15 protein-coding genes and 1 pseudogene are annotated in these 17,410 nt (G+C 74.0%); 12 read left to right on the top strand and 4 right to left on the bottom strand.

Annotated elements, in window-relative coordinates; translation table 11 throughout:
- The first annotated feature begins 170 nt into the window (after positions 1-170).
- Positions 171-3,371, top strand: a complete 3,201-nt coding sequence (locus tag O7627_RS24120; RefSeq protein ID WP_278098416.1) for a DEAD/DEAH box helicase — start codon at positions 171-173, stop codon at positions 3,369-3,371.
- The gene (locus tag O7627_RS24115; protein WP_278095753.1) at positions 3,368-4,276 is read left to right on the top strand and encodes an SWIM zinc finger family protein; all 909 of its coding nucleotides are present in this window, start codon (positions 3,368-3,370) and stop codon (positions 4,274-4,276) included. The genes O7627_RS24120 and O7627_RS24115 overlap by 4 nt, the downstream gene beginning before the upstream one ends.
- A 105-nt stretch (positions 4,277-4,381) precedes the next feature.
- On the opposite strand, the gene O7627_RS24110 is transcribed toward O7627_RS24115, so the two are convergent.
- Positions 4,382-4,636: a DUF3040 domain-containing protein gene (locus tag O7627_RS24110; RefSeq protein WP_278095752.1), complete on the bottom strand. Its 255-nt coding sequence runs from the start codon at positions 4,634-4,636 to the stop codon at positions 4,382-4,384.
- A gap of 645 nt (positions 4,637-5,281) precedes the next feature.
- Here O7627_RS24110 and O7627_RS24105 point away from each other — a divergent pair.
- The 3 genes and pseudogenes from O7627_RS24105 to O7627_RS24095 form a co-directional block, all read left to right on the top strand.
- Complete coding sequence (locus O7627_RS24105) at positions 5,282-6,610, top strand: ferredoxin reductase family protein (protein WP_278095751.1); 1,329 nt, start codon at positions 5,282-5,284, stop codon at positions 6,608-6,610.
- A 30-nt stretch (positions 6,611-6,640) separates the two neighbouring features.
- Positions 6,641-7,159, top strand: a complete 519-nt coding sequence (locus O7627_RS24100) for an FMN-binding protein (protein WP_278095750.1) — start codon at positions 6,641-6,643, stop codon at positions 7,157-7,159.
- A 40-nt stretch (positions 7,160-7,199) separates the two neighbouring features.
- Positions 7,200-7,880: pseudogene (locus O7627_RS24095) on the top strand (FAD:protein FMN transferase); the annotation flags it as partial.
- A gap of 570 nt (positions 7,881-8,450) precedes the next feature.
- Here O7627_RS24095 and O7627_RS24090 read toward each other — a convergent pair.
- Complete coding sequence (locus O7627_RS24090; protein ID WP_278095749.1) at positions 8,451-9,155, bottom strand: bifunctional DNA primase/polymerase; 705 nt, start codon at positions 9,153-9,155, stop codon at positions 8,451-8,453.
- A 260-nt stretch (positions 9,156-9,415) separates the two neighbouring features.
- Here O7627_RS24090 and O7627_RS24085 point away from each other — a divergent pair, with 260 nt between their 5' ends.
- The 5 genes from O7627_RS24085 (at position 9,416) to O7627_RS24065 (ending at position 14,215) form a co-directional block, all read left to right on the top strand.
- A complete protein-coding gene (locus tag O7627_RS24085; RefSeq protein WP_278095748.1) occupies positions 9,416-10,642 on the top strand; it encodes a helix-turn-helix domain-containing protein in 1,227 nt (408 codons plus the stop codon).
- 16 nt (positions 10,643-10,658) lie between these two features.
- The gene (locus O7627_RS24080) at positions 10,659-11,228 is read left to right on the top strand and encodes a flavoprotein (protein ID WP_278095747.1); all 570 of its coding nucleotides are present in this window, start codon (positions 10,659-10,661) and stop codon (positions 11,226-11,228) included.
- 119 nt (positions 11,229-11,347) lie between these two features.
- Positions 11,348-12,151 carry a Nif3-like dinuclear metal center hexameric protein gene (locus O7627_RS24075; protein WP_278098415.1) on the top strand — a complete coding sequence of 268 codons (804 nt, stop codon included), beginning with the start codon at positions 11,348-11,350 and terminating at the stop codon, positions 12,149-12,151.
- Between the two features lie 34 nt (positions 12,152-12,185).
- Positions 12,186-12,926, top strand: coding sequence for a C4-type zinc ribbon domain-containing protein (locus tag O7627_RS24070; protein ID WP_278095746.1), 741 nt, complete (start codon positions 12,186-12,188; stop codon positions 12,924-12,926).
- Entirely contained in the window at positions 12,923-14,215 is a 1,293-nt protein-coding gene (locus O7627_RS24065) for a bifunctional RNase H/acid phosphatase (protein ID WP_278095745.1), read from the top strand. The genes O7627_RS24070 and O7627_RS24065 overlap by 4 nt, the downstream gene beginning before the upstream one ends.
- Positions 14,216-14,223: 8 nt before the next feature.
- Here the strand turns inward: O7627_RS24065 and O7627_RS24060 are convergent, their stop codons facing one another.
- The gene (locus O7627_RS24060) at positions 14,224-15,087 is read right to left on the bottom strand and encodes an alpha/beta hydrolase (RefSeq protein WP_278095744.1); all 864 of its coding nucleotides are present in this window, start codon (positions 15,085-15,087) and stop codon (positions 14,224-14,226) included.
- Positions 15,088-15,397: 310 nt separating this feature from the next.
- On the opposite strand from O7627_RS24060, the gene O7627_RS24055 reads away from it, so the two are divergent.
- On the top strand, positions 15,398-16,009 hold the full coding sequence (locus tag O7627_RS24055; protein ID WP_278095743.1) for a DUF2975 domain-containing protein: 612 nt from the start codon (positions 15,398-15,400) through the stop codon (positions 16,007-16,009).
- Entirely contained in the window at positions 16,009-16,281 is a 273-nt protein-coding gene (locus O7627_RS24050) for a helix-turn-helix transcriptional regulator (protein WP_278095742.1), read from the top strand. The genes O7627_RS24055 and O7627_RS24050 overlap by 1 nt, the downstream gene beginning before the upstream one ends.
- A gap of 55 nt (positions 16,282-16,336) precedes the next feature.
- On the opposite strand, the gene O7627_RS24045 is transcribed toward O7627_RS24050, so the two are convergent.
- A complete protein-coding gene (locus O7627_RS24045; protein WP_278095741.1) occupies positions 16,337-17,101 on the bottom strand; it encodes a sulfite exporter TauE/SafE family protein in 765 nt (254 codons plus the stop codon).
- Between the last annotated feature and the right edge of the window lie 309 nt (positions 17,102-17,410).

Below are 17,410 nucleotides of genomic sequence, written 5' to 3'. Positions count from 1 at the left end.
CCCATCCAAAGCCGCCTGACCTGATCCCGGCACGGCCACGCCTGCCCGAGCGGCGTGCACCGGCCGGGGCGTGCACCGGCCGCAGCGTGGGCTGGCCCCGGGGCGCGCCCGGCCGGGGTTGGCAGTGGCCCGCACCTATCCTGGGTCGGGTCGCTGTCGAGGGGATGCCGGTGCTGGTCGTACACGGGTTGTGGTTGCCGGGTGGGCGGCTGGCGCTGTGGGGTGAGGAGTCCGCCCTGCCGGCCCGCCCGCCGCGCCGGCCGGGCCGCCAGCCCCGGGACCGGCCGCACCCCTACGCCGTCGGGCACGGCCCGCTGGCCGAGGCGCTCGGGGAGGCGGCCGCCAAGGCGGTCAGCGGCACCCTGACGCTGGCCCTGCCGACCCGGCAGGGCGCGCCCACCGACTCGCCCGAACTGGTCCGCACCGAACCGGTCGAACCGGCCCGCGGTCCGGTCACCCTGGCACCCTGGCGGGTGCCGGTGCTGGAGTACGACGCCGACCACGCCCTTCCGCTGCTCACCGATTCCGACGGCGGCGGCCCGGCCCGGGGTGCCGGCCTGCGGCATCTGGCCGAGCTGGCCGGCTTCGCCGCCGACCTGGTCACCCGGGGCCGGGTACTGCCGGACGTCCGGACACCACCGGCACCGGCCGCCGACCGCCCGGCAACTCGGGCGGCTCGGGATCCGGTGGGCTCCGCCGAGGCGGTGTGGCGGCCGTTGCTCACCGGCGCGGACGCCGGCTGGGCGCGGGCGCTGGCGATGTCGTGCCCGCCCGCCGTCCGGTCCGGCGCGCCGTCGCTGACCGTGGCGGAGTTGCTGACCGACGCCATCGACGCCCTGACCGACGCGGCCGCCCGGGCCGCGCTGGACGGCGTACGACTGATCGACGCCCGGACCGGTCGCGGCGCCGACGCGGCGGTGCGGGCCTGGCTGCGCGCCCTGACCAGCCGGCAGCGCGCCTTCGACGCCCCGGCCGAGGCGGTGGCCGCGCTGCGGGCCGAGCTGGCCGACTGGCAACGCGACGCGGCCGGCAGCCCGGTCCGGGCCTGCTTCCGACTGGTCGAGCCGGCCGCACCTCCGGACCCGGCCGGCCTCGATCCGCCCGGCGCGGATCTGCCCGGCGCCGATCCGAACCGAGCCCATGCCGATGCGGACGCCCACGCCGAAGCTGGCGCGGATGCCGGTGCCGAGGCCGTGGCGGTCGCCGGCGACGCGGCGCGGTGGCGGGTCGAGTTCGCGCTGCAGGCGGCCGATGAGCCCAGCCTGCTGGTCCGTGCGGACCGGATCTGGCGGTCGGCCGGCGGACTGCGCGCCCTGGCCCGCGACCTGGCGGCGCCGCAGGAGACCCTGCTGGCCGAGCTGGGCCGGGCCAGCCGGCTCTGGCCGGAGCTGACCGAGGCCCTGCGTACCGCCGCGCCGGACGGCCTGGACCTGGACACCGAGGGCGCCCACCGGTTCCTGCGCGACGGCGCGCCGGTGCTGCACGCCGCCGGCTTCGGGGTGCTGCTGCCCGCCTGGTGGCGGCGGTCCGGCGCCCGGCTCGGCGCCCGGCTGCAGGCCACCACCCGCACCGCGCCCGGCACGGTCGCCACCGCCAGTACGCTCGGGCTGGAGTCGCTTGTCGACTACCGCTGGGAGCTGGCGCTCGGCGACCAGCCGCTCACCGCCACGGAAATCAAGAGCCTGGCGAAACTGAAGACCCCGCTGGTGCGGCTGCGCGGGCAGTGGGTGGAGCTGGACGCCAAGCGGCTCGCCGCCGGTCTGCGGCTGCTGCGCGCCGGCGGCGAGATGACCGTCGGCGACCTGCTGCGGCTCGGGTTGGCCAGCCAGGACGACGCGGCGGAGCTGCCGGTGCTGGCGGTGGTGGCCGACGGGGCGCTCGGCGACCTGCTCGCCGGCCAGGCCGAGCGGCACCTGGCCCCGGTCGACGAGCCGCCCGGCTTCGCCGGCACGCTGCGGCCGTACCAGAAGCGGGGTTTGGCCTGGTTGGCTTTTCTGCAGTCGCTCGGCCTCGGCGGGATCCTCGCCGACGACATGGGACTGGGCAAGACCGTGGAGCTGCTCGCGCTGCTCGCCGGCGACCCGGCCGGCTCGCCGCCGACCCTGCTGGTCTGCCCGATGTCGCTGGTCGGCAACTGGGAACGGGAGGCGGCCCGGTTCACACCGGAGCTACGGGTGCACGTGCACCACGGCGCCGACCGGCCGCGCGGGGAACGGTTCGCCGCGGCGGTGGCCGCCGCCGACCTGGTCGTCACGACGTACGCGATCGCCGCCCGCGACTCCGCCGCGTTGGCCGAGGTGGGCTGGCACCGGATCGTGGTCGACGAGGCCCAGGCGATCAAGAACGCGGCCACCCGGCAGGCGGCGGCGGTCCGGTCGCTGCCGGCCCGGCACCGGATCGCCGTCACCGGCACGCCGGTCGAGAACCGACTGGCCGACCTCTGGTCCATCATGGAGTTCGCCAACCCCGGCCTGCTCGGTTCGGCGCCGACCTTCAAGAAGAGGTACGCCGAACCGATCGAGCGGCACGGCGACGAGGAGGCGGCCCGCCGGCTGCGCCGGATCACCGGCCCGTTCGTGCTGCGCCGGGTCAAGACCGACCGGTCGATCATCTCCGACCTGCCGGAGAAGCTGGAGATGGAGGTGCTCTGCAACCTCACCGCCGAGCAGGCGTCGCTCTACCAGGCGGTGGTCGACGACATGCTCGACCGGATCTCGACGAGCGAGGGCATCGAGCGGCGCGGCCTGGTGCTCGCCACCATGACCAAGCTCAAGCAGGTCTGCAACCACCCGGCGCAGCTGCTGCGGGACGGCTCGGGCCTGCCCGGCCGGTCCGGCAAGCTGGCCCGGCTGGAGGAGATCCTCGACGAGGTGCTGGCGGCCGGCGAGAAGGCGCTGATCTTCACCCAGTACGCCGAGTTCGGCAACATGCTCCGGGCGCACCTGGTGGCCCGGTTCGGCCGCGAGGTGCTCTACCTGCACGGCGGTGTCGGCAAGGCCGACCGGGACCGGCTGGTCACCGGCTTCCAGTCCGACGGCGGACCGGCGCTCTTCGTCCTCTCCCTCAAGGCCGGCGGCACCGGGCTGACCCTGACCGCCGCCAACCACGTGGTGCACGTCGACCGGTGGTGGAACCCGGCGGTCGAGGACCAGGCCACCGACCGGGCGTTCCGGATCGGTCAGCGGCGGGCCGTGCAGGTCCGCAAGTTCGTCTGCGCCGGCACCGTCGAGGAGAAGGTCGCCGCGATGATCGCCGAGAAGCGCGGGCTGGCCGCGCGGATCGTCGGCACCGGCGAACAGTGGCTCACCGAGCTGTCCACATCGGAGCTGCGGCAGCTCTTCGCGCTGGAGTCCGGGGCGGTGGTGGAGTGAGCTACTTCGAATACCAGCGACCGCGCCGGGTCGACGGCGGGCTGCGGGCCCGCACCACCCGAGGACCGATCGGCCGGTCCTGGTGGGCGCGGCGCTTCCTGGACGTGCTCGAATCGTTCGCGCTCGGCACCCGGCTCACCCGGGGTCGGGCGTACGCCCGCGCCGGCCAGGTGCTCAGCCTGACCGTGGCGCCCGGCACGGTCGCCGCCTCGGTGCAGGGCTCCCGGCCGACGCCGTACCGGGTCACCGTCGGGCTCCGGACGTTCGAGGAGCCGGTCTGGCAGCGGGTCGAGGTGCTGCTGGCGGCGCAGGCCCTGTTCAGCGCCCGGCTGCTCGCCGGTGACCTGCCGCCGGAGTTGGAGGAGGTCTTCGCCGACGCCGGGGCGCCGCTGTTCCCGGCGGCGGTCGAGGAGCTGGCGATGCGGTGCAACTGCCCCGACTTCGCGGTGCCCTGCAAGCATCTGGCGGCGACGTTCTACCTGCTGGCCGAGGCGTTCGACGCCGACCCGTTCCAGCTCCTGCACTGGCGCGGCCGGGACCGGCCGACCCTGCTGGCCCGGCTGCGTGAACTGCGCGGCGCCGGGTCCACCGGGACAGCCCCGGGCGGCGCTGCCTCGGACACCGCAGCCGCCGGCGCTGCGTCTGCCTCCGCCGACGGCGGACCGACGGCTTCGGTTGGCGGTGCCGCGGCGGCCCTGGCCGACCTGCCGGGCACCCCACTGTCCGAGGTGGCCGACCGGTTCTGGGTGGCGCCCGTGCCGGTGCCGGACCGGCCGCCGACCCTGGCCACCGGGTCGGATCTGCTGCTGCGGCAGCTCGGCCCACCGCCGGTCGCGATCGGTGGTCCCGGGCTGGCGGAGCGGCTGCGCCGGGCGTACGAGCGGTTCGGGGCCGACCGGGACTGACCGACGTGCCGGCGGCGGATTGCGGCCGGATGCGCGGCAGTGGCCCGTGGCCGGATGCGCGGCGGTGGCCGCGTGTGGCCGGATGCGCGGCGGTGGCCCGGGTGGTCAGAAGTGCCGGCGGGCCTGCCAGACCAGCACGCCGGCGGCCACCAGCACCATCGGTACCAGTGCGGCGGCCAGCCAGCCGCCCAACACGACCACGGCGGGCACCGACGCCCACAGCAGGACAGTCAGCAGCAGCATGAACCGGGCCCGCCGGTTCCTGGCCCGATGGCCCAGCCGGGCGACGAACTCCGGATCGGTCTCCCGGAGGTTTCGGGTGATCTCGTCGAACCGGCGCTGATCCTCTTTGCTGAGCATGGCGGTGACCTTCCGTCCGGCGTCAACCAGTCCGGCGCCGGGATACCCGCTGGGCGGCCCGTATCACCCGACGGCGTGCCAGCGACCACCCCCATGATCGGGGCGCACTCAGCCGTTACGAACCTCCTGTCTGCAACGGCCCCAGTGCGCCACGATCATCTGACACCGCCCCCGTGGGGTTAGCCGGTGGTTAGCCAGGGCTTAAATTTCTGCCCGTCTCCGAAACCGGACGAGAGGGGCGCAACGGGGTGGGAGACGCCTGCCCGGTCCGGGTTCGCGGCGTCGGCCCAGTTCGTGACCCGGCCGGACGGATCGCACAATTTCCGGTCCGTCCGGCCGCCGCTTGAACCGGTCCTTAAGCGCAGCCGTGATACCAGTTTGATGACCTTGTTGGTGCGCTCCCGGCTGACTATTTTTCCCCTCGCAACCGCCCCTGGTCGTGAGTCACGAGGTAGCGCCCGGCACCGGCCCGAGCCGGCGCGGGCCGCCCGGGAAGAGGGATTGGGACATGACTGAGCTGGGTGCGCCGAATGGGCTGGGTGCGCCGGCGATGGCAGGCTGCTCGTGAGCCGGTCGACGCGTACCGCGGGTCGTCGGCCGTCGGCGGACCGGACCCGCCGGCGGCCGACTCCGACCGGCCCCACGGTGCCGCGGCCGCGTGGCCGGCTGGCCGGTCGGCTCGTCGTCGCCGTCGGCTGGCTCGGGCTGCTGGCGAGCGTGCTGCCCTGGTGGCAGCAGACACCCGCCGGGTCGCTGCGGGACACCGCCGCGATCCTGACCGCCGGAGGGCAGATCACCGGCCTCGTCGCCGGCTATCTGCTGCTGGTGCAGATCCTGCTGATGAGCCGGCTGCGGCTGCTGGAGCGCACCATCGGCACCGAGCAGATCGCCCGCTGGCACCGGGACATCGGCGCCACCCTGCTGGTGGCGGTGCTGGCCCACACCGCGCTGATGGTGGTCGGCTACGCCGGCCTGGACCAGGTGTCGATCCCGGCGCAGATCGGTCTGCTGTGGAACAACTACGAGGACCTGCCGAGCGCGTTCATCGCCACCGGAATCCTGGTCTTCGTCGCCTTCACCAGCATCCGCGCCGCCCGCACGGCGGTACCGTACGAGCTCTGGTACTTCCTGCACCTGAGCAGCTACGCCGCGCTGCTGCTCGGGTACGGCCACCAGTTCGCCAACGGCCAGCAGCTCTTCCAGCCCGGCCCGGTGCGGACCTTCTGGATCGGGATGTACGTGCTGGTCGTGGTCGCCCTGGTCTGGGGGCGGGTGATCGCGCCGCTGCGGCTGAACCTGCGGCACCGGCTCGAAGTGGCCGACATCGTGGCGGAGAGCCCGGACACCATCTCGATCTACCTGATCGGCCGCCGGCTGGACCAGCTCGAGGTCCGCGGCGGCCAGTTCTTCCGCTGGCGGTTCCTGGCCCGGGGCTGCTGGTGGCAGTCGCACCCGTTCTCGCTCTCGGCCGCGCAGAACGGCCGCTGGCTCCGGCTGACCGTCAAGGTGGTCGGCCGGCACACCGCCGACCTGCGCGACCTGGAGCCGGGCACCCGGGTCTGGGCGGAGGGCCCGATGGGCACCTTCACCGCCGAGCACCGCACCCGCGACCGCGCCCTGCTGATCGCCGGCGGCAGCGGCATCGCACCGATCCGCGCCCTGCTGGAGGAGCTGCCCCCGGGCTCCGCGCTGATCTACCGGGCCAGCCGCCCGGAGGACGTGATGCTCTACCGGGAGCTGGACTGGCTGGCCGACGCGCGCGGGGTCGACCTGCGCTACGTGGTCGGCTCCCGCAGCGACCCCGGCCCGAGCCAGGTGATGAGCCCACGCGGGCTCCGTTACCTCGTGCCGGACCTGGCCCGGCGGGACGTCTTCCTCTGCGGACCGGCCGGCCTGGTCGACGAGTCGGTTCGGGTGCTGCGCCGGGCCGGCGTGCCGAAGAAGCAGATCCATCTCGCCACGTTCGAGCTCTGACCGTCACGACACCGACCCGGAGGTCCAATCTTGCGTCGCACCCTGTTCGCCGTCGGTGGCCTCGTCGCGGGTACCACCCTGCTGGTGGCCGTCAAGGCCGGCCCGGCCACCACCCAGGTCGCCCAGGACGCGCCGGCCGACCAGGCCGGCAGCCCGGCACCGGCGGAGTCCGCCGCCCCTGCGCCGAAGGGCTCCGTCGCCCCGCCGGCCGACCGGAAGAACCAGGCCGGCTCGCGCTCGGAGCGCAGGTCCGACGGCGGCACCTTCACCGTCACCGGCCCGGCGGTCAGCAACGACTACGGCACCGTCCAGGTGAAGATCACCATGTCGGGCGAGAAGCTGACCGCGGTCGAGGCGCTGGAGATGCCGACCAGCTCGGCCCGGTCCGTCCAGCTCAGCGAACGGGTCACCGAGGACCTGGGCGCCGCCGCGGTGGCCGAGCAGAGCGCCGACCTGGACGCGGTTTCCGGCGCCAGCTCCACCAGCGGCAGCTACCTGGAGTCGCTGCAGGCGGCGCTGGACGCCGCCGCCCGGGGCGAGCGTGACTGATCTGCGGTCCCGACCCGGGCTGCGCCGCGTCGAGCAGGTGATGGGTACGCCGATCAGCCTCGATCTCGCCGACGACCTGCCCCGGGCCGCGCTCGACGAACTGGCCGACGACTGCTACCGCTGGCTGCGCGAGGTCGACCGGCGGTTCAGTACCTACCAGCCGGACAGCGAGGTGAGCCGGTTCGGCCGGGGCGAGCTGCCCTTCGACGACCTCTCCGCGGACCTGCGCGCGGTGCTGGCCCGCTGCGCCGACCTCTGGGCGGCCACCGACGGCTACTTCGACGCGTACGCCGCCGGCGGGTTCGACCCGTCCGGCTACGTCAAGGGCTGGTCGGCGCAGGTCGCCTCGGACCGGCTGCTGGCCGCCGGCGCCGGCAACCACTGCCTCAACGCCGGCGGCGACGTCCGGGTACGCGGCCACAACGCCGCCGGCCGCCCCTGGCGGATCGGCATCCGGCACCCCTGGGACCCGGCGCTCACCAGCTGGGTGCTGGCCGGCACCGACCTGGCGGTGGCCACCTCCGGGGTCTACGAACGCGGCCACCACGTGATCGACCCGCGGACCGGCGCCCCGGCCCGTGGCCTGCGGTCGGTGACCGTGGTCGGCCCGGACCTCGGGGACGCCGACGCGTACGCCACCGCGGCGGTGGCGATGGGTGCGCGGGGTGTGCGGTGGCTCGGCGGGCTGCCCGGCCACGAGTGCGCGGTGGTCACCGACGACCGCCGCTACCTGCGCTCCAACGGCCTACCGGTGGCCGCGTCCTCGCCCTCCAGGCCGCGCAGACCGGCGCCGCCGGCTCCGGACCTGTCGCCCGGTCGCCGGTCCAAACCGACCGACGGGACGCCGACCGACGTGGCGCCGACCGCGTCGGCACCGACCGACACGGCCGGGCCGACCGTCAACGTACCGGACGATGGGTCCCGGCCGGCCGGGATGAGCCGGTCGGGCGGGCACCGCCCGGCCGGGAGCCGGCCGGGCGCGTCCCGGCCCACCGGTGCCACCTGATCGTCCGTCGTGGGCGCCGGCCTCCGTCGGCCGAGCGTGCCACGTCCTCGTCTGCCATTTCCACACCCCCGTTGACGACCCGTGGTCGGGCCGCTACCAGCGTCAACGACCGCAGCGCCGGCCGGACGCTGCCGGCCGGCGCGGGGGAAGCGTCGGGTTGCCGATCCGCCGGCATCCCATCACCGGGTGGTCCGGCCGGCGCCGCCAGCGGCCGGCAGCCGCCTGGACCGGCAGCCGCCGGCCGGTGGCCGCCGGCCCGGTGGCCGTGCTGGCGGGGGCCGGCGGTCAGTAGCCCTGGCGGGGGGCCGGCAGGTGGGCCGGGACCAGTGGCCGGGCCAGCGCCGGCGCGACGCCGTGCAGGGTCTCGACCAGCAGCTCCTGCACCCGGTGCGGGTCCGGCAGCGTCCAGCGGGTCTCCTCGGGCGGCACCACCCACCGCACCGTGCCCTCCGGCAGCCGGGTCGGCGGGGCGGGGATCCAGGAGCCGACGCCGTGCCGGACCACATAGAGGCACTGGTCCAGCTCCGGGCGCAGCGGTTCGCCGGGGCGTACCAGGAACATCCACCTGCCGCCCGGGGTGACCGCGACCGGCCCGCGGCGGTGGTCCACCGAACCGGTCGCCGGTTGGCCCCCGACCGGGCGGCCGGTGGTGGGCCGGACCGCGTCCAGGACGGCCCGGCCCAGGTACGCGGGGACCTCCAGCACGTCGAAGACGCGGCCGGTGACGAGCAGGACCGCGTGCGGCCGTACCCGCCACCAGGTGGCCACCCGGGCGGAGTCGGCGCTGGCGCCGCCCTCCCAGTCCTCCAGCGCGGGGTGGCAGCCGGTGGTGGGGCAGCCGGCCCGGCCGCAGATGAACCGGTGGCGGGTCAGGCACGCCCCGGGAGTGACGTGCCAACCGTGCGTGGCGTAACGTACCGCGATTCGTCGGAGCCGGATCCGGTCCAGCGTCGAAAGCTGGCCGAACGGCGGCCGGACTCTGCCCCACATGCCCTGGAACCCCCTACCTCTGCGACCGGCATCCTGGACGGCGTTCGCGGCGCCGTGAACCCATAACCGGCATCTGATGTCGTCGTTGGAATCGGCAGACAGTCAGTTGCAACTTGCACGAAAAAACTATGAGTGGTGGCTCACGGACCGACGTACCTGCTGTGCGACCAGTGCAGACGTGCCGAAGGGCGGCGACCCCGCCTGCACAGCGTCACGCACCGTACGGGTCCGCGAAGAATTGAAGAGGGGAGGGACGGGGCGTGGACGATCTACCGATCGGCCGCCGTGTCGCCTACTGGCGTGGTCGCCGCAAGATGTCCCAGCAGGTGTTCGCCGACCGACTCGGCAAATCGAAGAGCTGGGTGGACAAGGTCGAGCGCGGAGTGCGCCGGCTGGACAAGTTCTCCGTCCTCTACGAGATCGCCGACGTGCTGCAACTCGACGTGCAGCTGCTGGTGGGTCGGGAGCCGGAACGCCGGGTGGGTGGCCTGACCTGCATCGACCAGGTCGAGGTGGAGGAGATCCGGGCCGCCCTGGAGCGGTACGACTCGATGAGCGCCTTCTTCCACGGGGCGCCGGAGCCGCCGCCGCTGGCGGAGATGGCCAAGGCGATCAGCCATGCCTGGCTGACCTACCAGTACGCCCGCTACGGGGTGCTGACCCGGGCGTTGCCGAAGCTGCTGCGCGAGGCCCAGGCCGCCGACTCCGCCTGCACCGGTGACGACGCGCAGCAGGCGGCGCAACTGCTCGGGCAGGTGTACCAGATCGCCTCCTCCACGCTGCGCAAGCTCGGCGAGTACGAGCTGGCCTGGCTGGCCGCCGACCGGTCGATGGCGGTCTCCCAGCGGGCCGGCGACCAACTGCTGGCCGGGGCGGCGACCTTCCGGGTCGGCAACGCGCTGCTGGCCCTCGGCCGGGCCCGGCCGGCGCTGGAGGTGAACGTCAACATCGCCAACCGGCTCGCGCCGGGCGACAGCAACGACGTCAGTCCGGAACGGCTCTCCGTCTACGGCATGCTGCTGCTGCAGGGCGCGATGGCGGCGGCCCGGATGGGCGACGCCAACACGGTCCGGGACCTGGTCAACGGCGCCCAGGAGGCCGCCGACCGGCTCGGTCGGGACGAGAACCACTACTGGACCTGCTTCGGCCCGACCAACCTGCAGCTGCACCGGGCCGCCGCCATGGTCGAGCTCGGCGAGGGACGGCAGGCGGTGGAGACCCACAACAAGATCGACCCGGCCGGGTTCAACGCCCTGCTGCCGGAGCGGCGGGCGCACCACATGCTGGACCTGGCCCGGGGCCTGTCCCAGGTCGGGGATGTGACGAAGGCCGGCGAGATGCTGGTCCGCGGTGACCAGCTCGCCCCGTCGGAGATCCGCTGCCGACCGCTGGCCCACGAGGTGATGTCCGATGTGCTCCGTCGCACACGTGGTGCGCCGCCATCGCCGGTGGCGGAGTTGGCTGAGCACATGGGAGTTGGAATATGACCGGGATGCCTGCGGCATGACCGCGCACCCGCAGCAACGGGTCCTGTACGTGATCGCCTGCGGCTCGCCGCTGGCCCGCAATGTCGGCCGGCTGGTCGACCTCGGGCAGGAGGATGGATGGGAGGTCTGTGTCGTCGTCACCCCGGACGGGCACAAGTTCGTCGACCAGTCGGCACTCGAACGGCAGACCGGGCATCCGGTCCGCAGCGCGTACAAGAAACCAGGGGAGCCTGATGTGCTCCCGCCGGCCGACGCGATGGTCGTCGGACCGGCCACCGTCAACACGATCAACAAGTGGGCGGCCGGGATCGCCGACACGCTGGCGCTCGGCCTGCTGGTCGAGGCGCAGGGCAAGGGACTGCCGCTGGTCGCGATGCCGTTCACGAACGTGGCGATGGCGAACCATCCCGCGTTCCGGGCCAGCATCGACCGGCTCCGGCAGTGGGACGTGACGGTGCTCTTCGGTGACGATGTGATGCCGCTGCACCCGCCGGGCACCGGCGAGCGGTACCTGGACGGGTTCCCCTGGTGGATGGCGATCGATGCGCTCCGGGCCCGGTCCTCGGTTGGCGGTCGGCCGGGCTGACCGGGCAGCTCGCCGACCGGGTCGACGGACCCGGTCGGCGACGCCCGGGTCCGGACGGTCCGCCGGTAAGCTGGGCCGCCGTGGGGAGCACCGAGAGCCGTACGGTCAGCGTCGCCGACGTGGTGGCCGCGCTTGACGCGCGCTATCCGCCGGCCTGGGCCGAGCAGTGGGACCGGGTCGGGCTGGTCGTCGGTGACCCGGCCAACCCGGTCCGGCAGATCGCCTGCGTGGTCGACTGCGTACCGGAGACGGTCGCCGAGGCGGTCGCCGGCGGCGCCGACCTGATCGTCGCGCACCATCCGCTGCTGCTCCGCGGCGTCTCCTCGGTCGCGGCGACCAGTTACAAGGGCCGGATCGTGCATCAGTTGATCAAAAACGACGTCGCCCTGTACGTCGCGCACACCAACGCCGACGTCGCCAGCCCCGGCGTCTCCGACGCCCTCGCCGCCCGACTGGACCTGATCGACGTGCGCCCGCTGCGGCCGAGCCCGCCCGGCTCGCCGGCGCACGGCGAGGGCCGGGGGACCGGCCGGATCGGCCGGCTGTCCCGACCGCTGACGCTGGCCGAGCTGACCCGGCTGGCCGCCCGTAGCCTGCCGCCCACCGCCTGGGGAGTGCGTGCCGCCGGCGACCCGGACCGGCTGATCGGTACCCTGGCCGTCTGCGGCGGCGCCGGGGACTCGTTCCTCGACGACGTGTCGGCGGCCGGCGTGGACGCCTACCTCACCGCGGACCTGCGTCACCACCCGGCCAGCGAACACCTCGCGGCGGGCGGTCCGGCGCTGCTGGACGCCGCCCACTGGGCGACCGAACGACCCTGGCTGGACGACCTGGCCGGACACCTGCGCGCCATCCTGGGCGTGGGTACCGTGGTGTCCGATCTGGACACCGATCCGTGGACCCTGCACGCCGCGAACCCGTGAAGTCCGGCACCCCTGTCGACAAGGAGGCCCACCCGTGAAGGCCGACCCGCGAGACCAGCGCCGCCTGCTCGACCTGCAGGCGATCGACACCGCGCTCGCCCAGCTCGCCCACCGGCGGCGCACGCTGCCCGAGCACGCCGAGCTGGAGTCGCAGGCCCGGGAGCTGTCCGCGCTGGAGGACGAGCGGGTCCGCGCCCAGGTGGCGGTCGACGACCTGGACCGCGACATCGCCCGGCTGGAGAAGGACGTCGACCAGGTCCGGGTACGCAAGGAGAAGGACCAGGCCCGGCTGGCCGCCGGCACCGGCCCGGCCCGTGAGCTGGAGGCGCTGCAGCACGAGATGGTCTCCCTGACCCGGCGGCAGACCGAGCTGGAGGACGCCGAGCTGGAGCTGATGGAGCAGCGGGAGACCGCCCAGGCGACCCTGGACGGCATCGAGCGGCGGCTGACCGAGACCCGGGACCGGCGTGCCCAGACCGAGCAGCGGCGGGACCAGACGCTTGCCGAGATCGCCCAGGACGAGCAGTTCCGGGTCAGCGCCCGGCAACCCCTCGCCGCCGACCTGCCGGCCGACCTGATCGCCCTCTACGACCGGGTCCGGGAGGCCTCCGGCGGGCTCGGCGCCGCACTGCTGACCGGCGGCCGGTGCGGCGGCTGCCGGCTGGACCTCTCCGGGGCCGACCGGGCCCGGATCAGGGCGGCGGAGCCGGACGAGGTGGTCCGCTGCGAGGAGTGCCGCCGCATCATGGTCCGGACCGCCGAGTCGGGCCTGTGACCGGCGCCGGCCCACGGGTGGTGGTGGAGGCCGACGGCGGCGCCCGGGGCAACCCCGGCCCGGCCGGGTACGGCGCGGTGGTCCGCGACGCCGGCACCGGGCAGGTGCTGGCCGAGCGGGCCGAGGCGATCGGGGTGGCCACCAACAACGTCGCCGAATACCGGGGCCTGCTCGCCGGGCTGACGGCCGCCGCCGAGGTAGGCGCGGCCGAGGTCGAGGTGCGGATGGACTCGAAGCTGGTGGTGGAGCAGATGTGCGGCCGCTGGCAGATCAAGAACCCCGGCCTGCGCCCGCTGGCGGCCGAGGCCGCGGTGCTGGTCCGCCGGTTCGACGCGGTGACCTTCACGTGGATCCCGCGCGAGCGCAACCGGCACGCCGACGCGCTGGCCAACGCCGCGATGGACCAGGCCGCCGGCCGTCCACCGAAGGCGTCCCGGCCGACCACCGCCGCCGAACCCCCGGCGGCCCTCACCGAGCCGGGCGAACCGGGCGAGCAGCCCGGGCGCACCGCGCCGGCCGGCGGCGTCGACCCGGCCGTGCCGCCGGCGGACGGTGGGCCGCTGGCCGAGCCGCTCGCCAACGGCGGACCGCTGGCCGTGCCGCTCGCCGATGGTGGGCCGCTGGCCGGGCCGGCCAAGCCGACCTGGGAACCTCGGCCGGCCTCGACCGCCACCCGGCTGGTGCTGATCCGGCACGGCGAGACTGAGCTGACCGCCCAACGCCGCTACTCGGGCCGGGGCGACGTGCCGTTGGCGGCCGACGGGGCGGCGCAGGCGCGGGCGGTGGCGGCCAGGGTGGCCGCGCTGGCCCCGTCGGTCGCGGCCGTGGTCAGCTCACCGCTGTCCCGGTGTACGGCGACCGCGTCGATCGTCGCCGAGGCGCTCGGCGGCGCGCCGGTGCGGACCGCGGACGATCTGATCGAGTGCGACTTCGGTGCCTGGGAGGGGCGCACCTTCGCCGAGGTGCGGGCCGGCTGGCCCGCCGAGCTGGACGCCTGGCTGGCCTCACCCGAGGTCGCCCCGCCGGGCGGTGAGTCGTTCGTCGAGGTGACCCACCGGGTACGCCGGGCGGTGGCCGACCTGCTGCGGGCGTACCCGGGGGAGACCGTGGTCGTGGTCTCGCACGTCTCGCCGTTGAAGATCGCGTTGCGGGATGCCCTGGCGGCCGGCGACGCCTTCCTGCACCGGCTCTTCCTGGACCCGACCGGCCTGTCCATCGTGGACGTTTGGGCGGACGGCGGGATCGCGGTGCGGACGGTCAACGAGACTGCCCACCTCGCCGACCTCTGACCGTCCGGTCAGTCGGTCGCGGCGAGGAAGTCCTGGATGGTGCGGGCGAAGCCGGGCGGGTCGTCGACCCACGGGAAGTGGCCGGCGCCCTGCTGCACCACCACCTCGGCGCGCGGGAAGTGCCCGGCGAGCCGGCGGGCCGCCTCGGGGGTCGGTGCCGCGTCGAGTTCGCCGGCCACCACCAGCACCGGGACATCCAGCGCCTTCAGCGCGTCGCGGACCGCGGCGGTGTCCGGCTCGAACCCGGCGTAGAACCCGTCGGTGCCGGCGTGCGACCGCTCCCAGGAGTCCGCCTCGCTGTGGGCGCGGGCCCGCTCGTCCCACCGGCCGTACCAGAACGGGGCGGCGGCGAGCGACAACGGGGCGAGTTCGGCGCTGGTCCGGCCTTCGGCGATGGCCTGCTGTCGGGCGTACGAGGCGGATTTGGCCTCGGCGAACCACCACTCGCCGGCGCGCTTGGCCTGCGCCTCGGCCGCACCGACCGGTGGCAGGCCGAGCACCTGCAGGCTCGGGGTGACCAGCACCAGCCGGGCGATCCGGTCGGCGAACCTGGTGGCGTAGAGCTGTGCGACGCTGGCACCGGCCGAGTGGGCGAGCAGATCCATCCGGTCCAGGGCGAGGTGGACCCGGAGCGCCGCCAGGTCGTCGACGAGCCGGTCGCAGCGGTAGCTGGTCTCGTCGGCCGGCACCTCGGACTCGCCGGTGCCGCGCTGGTCGAGCATGATCAGCGTGCGGTGCGCGACAAGTCCGCCCAGGTCACCGAGGTAGGAGGAGGCGCGGGCCGGTCCGCCCGGCAGGCAGACCAGCGGCGGTCCGGCGCCCTGAACGTGGTACGCGAGCTCGGTCGAGTCGTACGAGCGGAAGCGAGGCACCCGGCCAGCATGGCAACCCGTCTCGCGGGGAGCAAGGCGGCATAGGTCGACTTCGATGAAATTGACCTCTTCGACTTCTCTGGCATCGTTCCAGATTGCTGCCCGGCCTCGCTTCTGGCCGTCGTGATCAGGAGATCCACGATCGACCGTTGACAGTTGCCTGTTTCGATGTGTCCCCGGTCACCATGGCCCCCTGGTGGGCCACCCCCTGGGGTCCGCCGCAGTCCCGGATGCTGACTCCGTCCGGTTGACAAACGTACCCCTCCTTATCGATTATCAATACATTGTTATTCGATAAGGGAGGTCTCTGATGCGAGGGTTCATCGACCGGCTGCGCAAGCCGGACTGGCTGGCCGAGATGCGGGCCGTGCTGATCGCCGGCCTGGCGCTGTTCGCGGTCGTCGTCACCGGCAACCTGGCGCTCACCCTGACCGGCAACCGTGACGTCGTCGTCGAGGTGCCGGCCAAGGCGGTCGACGGGGTCGCCGGCGCCAGCGGCGGCCTGACCGGCGGCGCGGTGGTACGCCCGTCCTCGGCGGTGGTGGTCCACCTCCCCGAACCGACCGCCGGGCAACTCGTCGCCGACACCCTCACCGGCCTACCGTCGGCGCTTGTCGTGCTGGCCATGCTGGTCCTGCTGTTCCAGGTCGTCCGTCGGGCCCAACGCGCCGAACCGTTCTCGGCCTACGTCGTACGCCGGCTGCGGCTGGCCGCCGTGGTGGCGCTCGTCGGCGGTGTCCTGGCCGGCCTCGTGGAGGCGATCGCGGCGCTGAATCTGTCGATGTCGGCCACCGGCGGGGAGGGAACGACCACCTGGCAGTTTCCGCTGCCCTGGATCCTGGCCGGGTTCGGCCTGTTCGCCGTCGCCGAGGTGATCGGCCGGGGAGTGGCGATGCGCGCCGAGCTGGAGACGGTGATCTGATGCCGCCGGAGGAGGACCATCGGGTCCAGGTGCACCTGGACCGGCTGCTGGCGCAGCGGGGGGTCACCCTCACGGAGCTGGCCGACCGGGTCGGCGTGACCCTGGCCAACCTGTCGATCCTCAAGAACGGCCGGGCGCGGGCGATCCGGTTCAGCACCCTCACCGCCATCTGCGACGCCCTCGACTGCCAACCCGCCGACCTGCTCACCGTCCTCCCGGCTGAGCGGTCCGCAACCGGCCCGGCGACAGCCGAACCCGACAGGACCGGATGAAGGCTCAGCCCGACAGTGCCCGGCGGCAGTCGAGCCGACAGAGCCGGGTGGAGGTTCAGCCCGACAGTGCCCGGTAGAGGAGGTACAGGCCGATGAGGGTGCCGAAGACGACGATGACGGTCTTCAACACGGCCGGCGGGAGGCGGCGGGCGAGCCGGGCGCCCGCGTATCCGCCGACGATGGTGGCCGGGGCGAGCACCGCGACGCCGGCCCAGTTCACCGGCCCGAACACCGCGAACACGGCGACCGTGACCAGCCCGACCACCGCCGACAGCAGGTTCTTGACCGCGGTGATCCGGCGCAGCGACTCGTCCAGCACCAACGCCAGCCCGGCCACCAGCAGCACCCCGAGCGCGGCGCCGAAGTAACCCCCGTACACCGAGGCGAGGCCGACGATGCCCTGGCGGGTGAGTGCCCGACGGCGCGGACCCGCCCCCGGCCGGTGGCCCACCAGCAGCCGGAGCCGATCCTGAAACGCCAACGTGCCGGCGGCGCCGAGCACCAGAAACGGCACCACCAGCTCGAACGCCCGCTCCGGCGTGGTCAGCAGCAGCACACATCCGGCGACCGCGCCGACGATCGCGGTCGGGACGAGCCGGAGCAGGGTACGCCGATCCGGCAGGTCCTGGCGGCTGCCGGCCACGCTGGCGAGGTATCCCGGGCTGACCGCGATCGAGTTGGTCACGTTCGCCGCCACCGGTGGCAGCCCGACCGCGATCAGCGCCGGAAAGGTGATCAGCGACCCGCCCCCGGCCACCGCGTTCACCGTTCCCGCCGCCACCCCCGCCGCGACCAGCCCCAACGCCTCAGTAATCTCCATCGCCCGCCGACGCTACCCCCTCCGCCGCGCCCGCCACCCAGGCTCACCCCAGCCCTACAGGTTGCCCGCCCGCCGCACCTCGGCTCCGGGCCATTCCAAGATCCACAGGACATAGGGCACGCCCAGAGCCCCGATCACATGCCAAATGTCCTGTGGATCTCGTCAGCCGTCGGCTTATCCAAGATCGAATGATGGAAAGTCCCGGAATCACACCCGAAGCCGGGACTTTCCATCATCTGATCTTGAAGCCTCGTGCTGGCGGGGCGGTTGGTGGAGGCGGGCGTGGGCGCGGATAGACTCGGTGGTGCG

The sequence above is a fragment of the Solwaraspora sp. WMMD1047 genome, from assembly GCF_029626155.1.
In the GTDB taxonomy this organism is placed as follows: domain Bacteria; phylum Actinomycetota; class Actinomycetes; order Mycobacteriales; family Micromonosporaceae; genus WMMD1047.
The sequence above is the reverse complement of the archived record's forward strand: the minus strand, read 5'-3'. Positions and strand labels throughout refer to the sequence as shown.

Excerpts from the sequence above, each read along its gene's own strand:
- O7627_RS24110 (WP_278095752.1), bottom strand. The coding sequence starts at position 4,636 with ATGCTCAGCAAAGAGGATCAGCGCCGGTTCGACGAGATCACCCGAAAC.
- O7627_RS24090 (WP_278095749.1), bottom strand. The coding sequence starts at position 9,155 with ATGTGGGGCAGAGTCCGGCCGCCGTTCGGCCAGCTTTCGACGCTGGAC.
- O7627_RS24080 (WP_278095747.1), top strand. The coding sequence starts at position 10,659 with ATGACCGCGCACCCGCAGCAACGGGTCCTGTACGTGATCGCCTGCGGC.
- O7627_RS24055 (WP_278095743.1), top strand. The coding sequence starts at position 15,398 with ATGCGAGGGTTCATCGACCGGCTGCGCAAGCCGGACTGGCTGGCCGAG.
- O7627_RS24050 (WP_278095742.1), top strand. The coding sequence starts at position 16,009 with ATGCCGCCGGAGGAGGACCATCGGGTCCAGGTGCACCTGGACCGGCTG.
- O7627_RS24045 (WP_278095741.1), bottom strand. The coding sequence starts at position 17,101 with ATGGAGATTACTGAGGCGTTGGGGCTGGTCGCGGCGGGGGTGGCGGCG.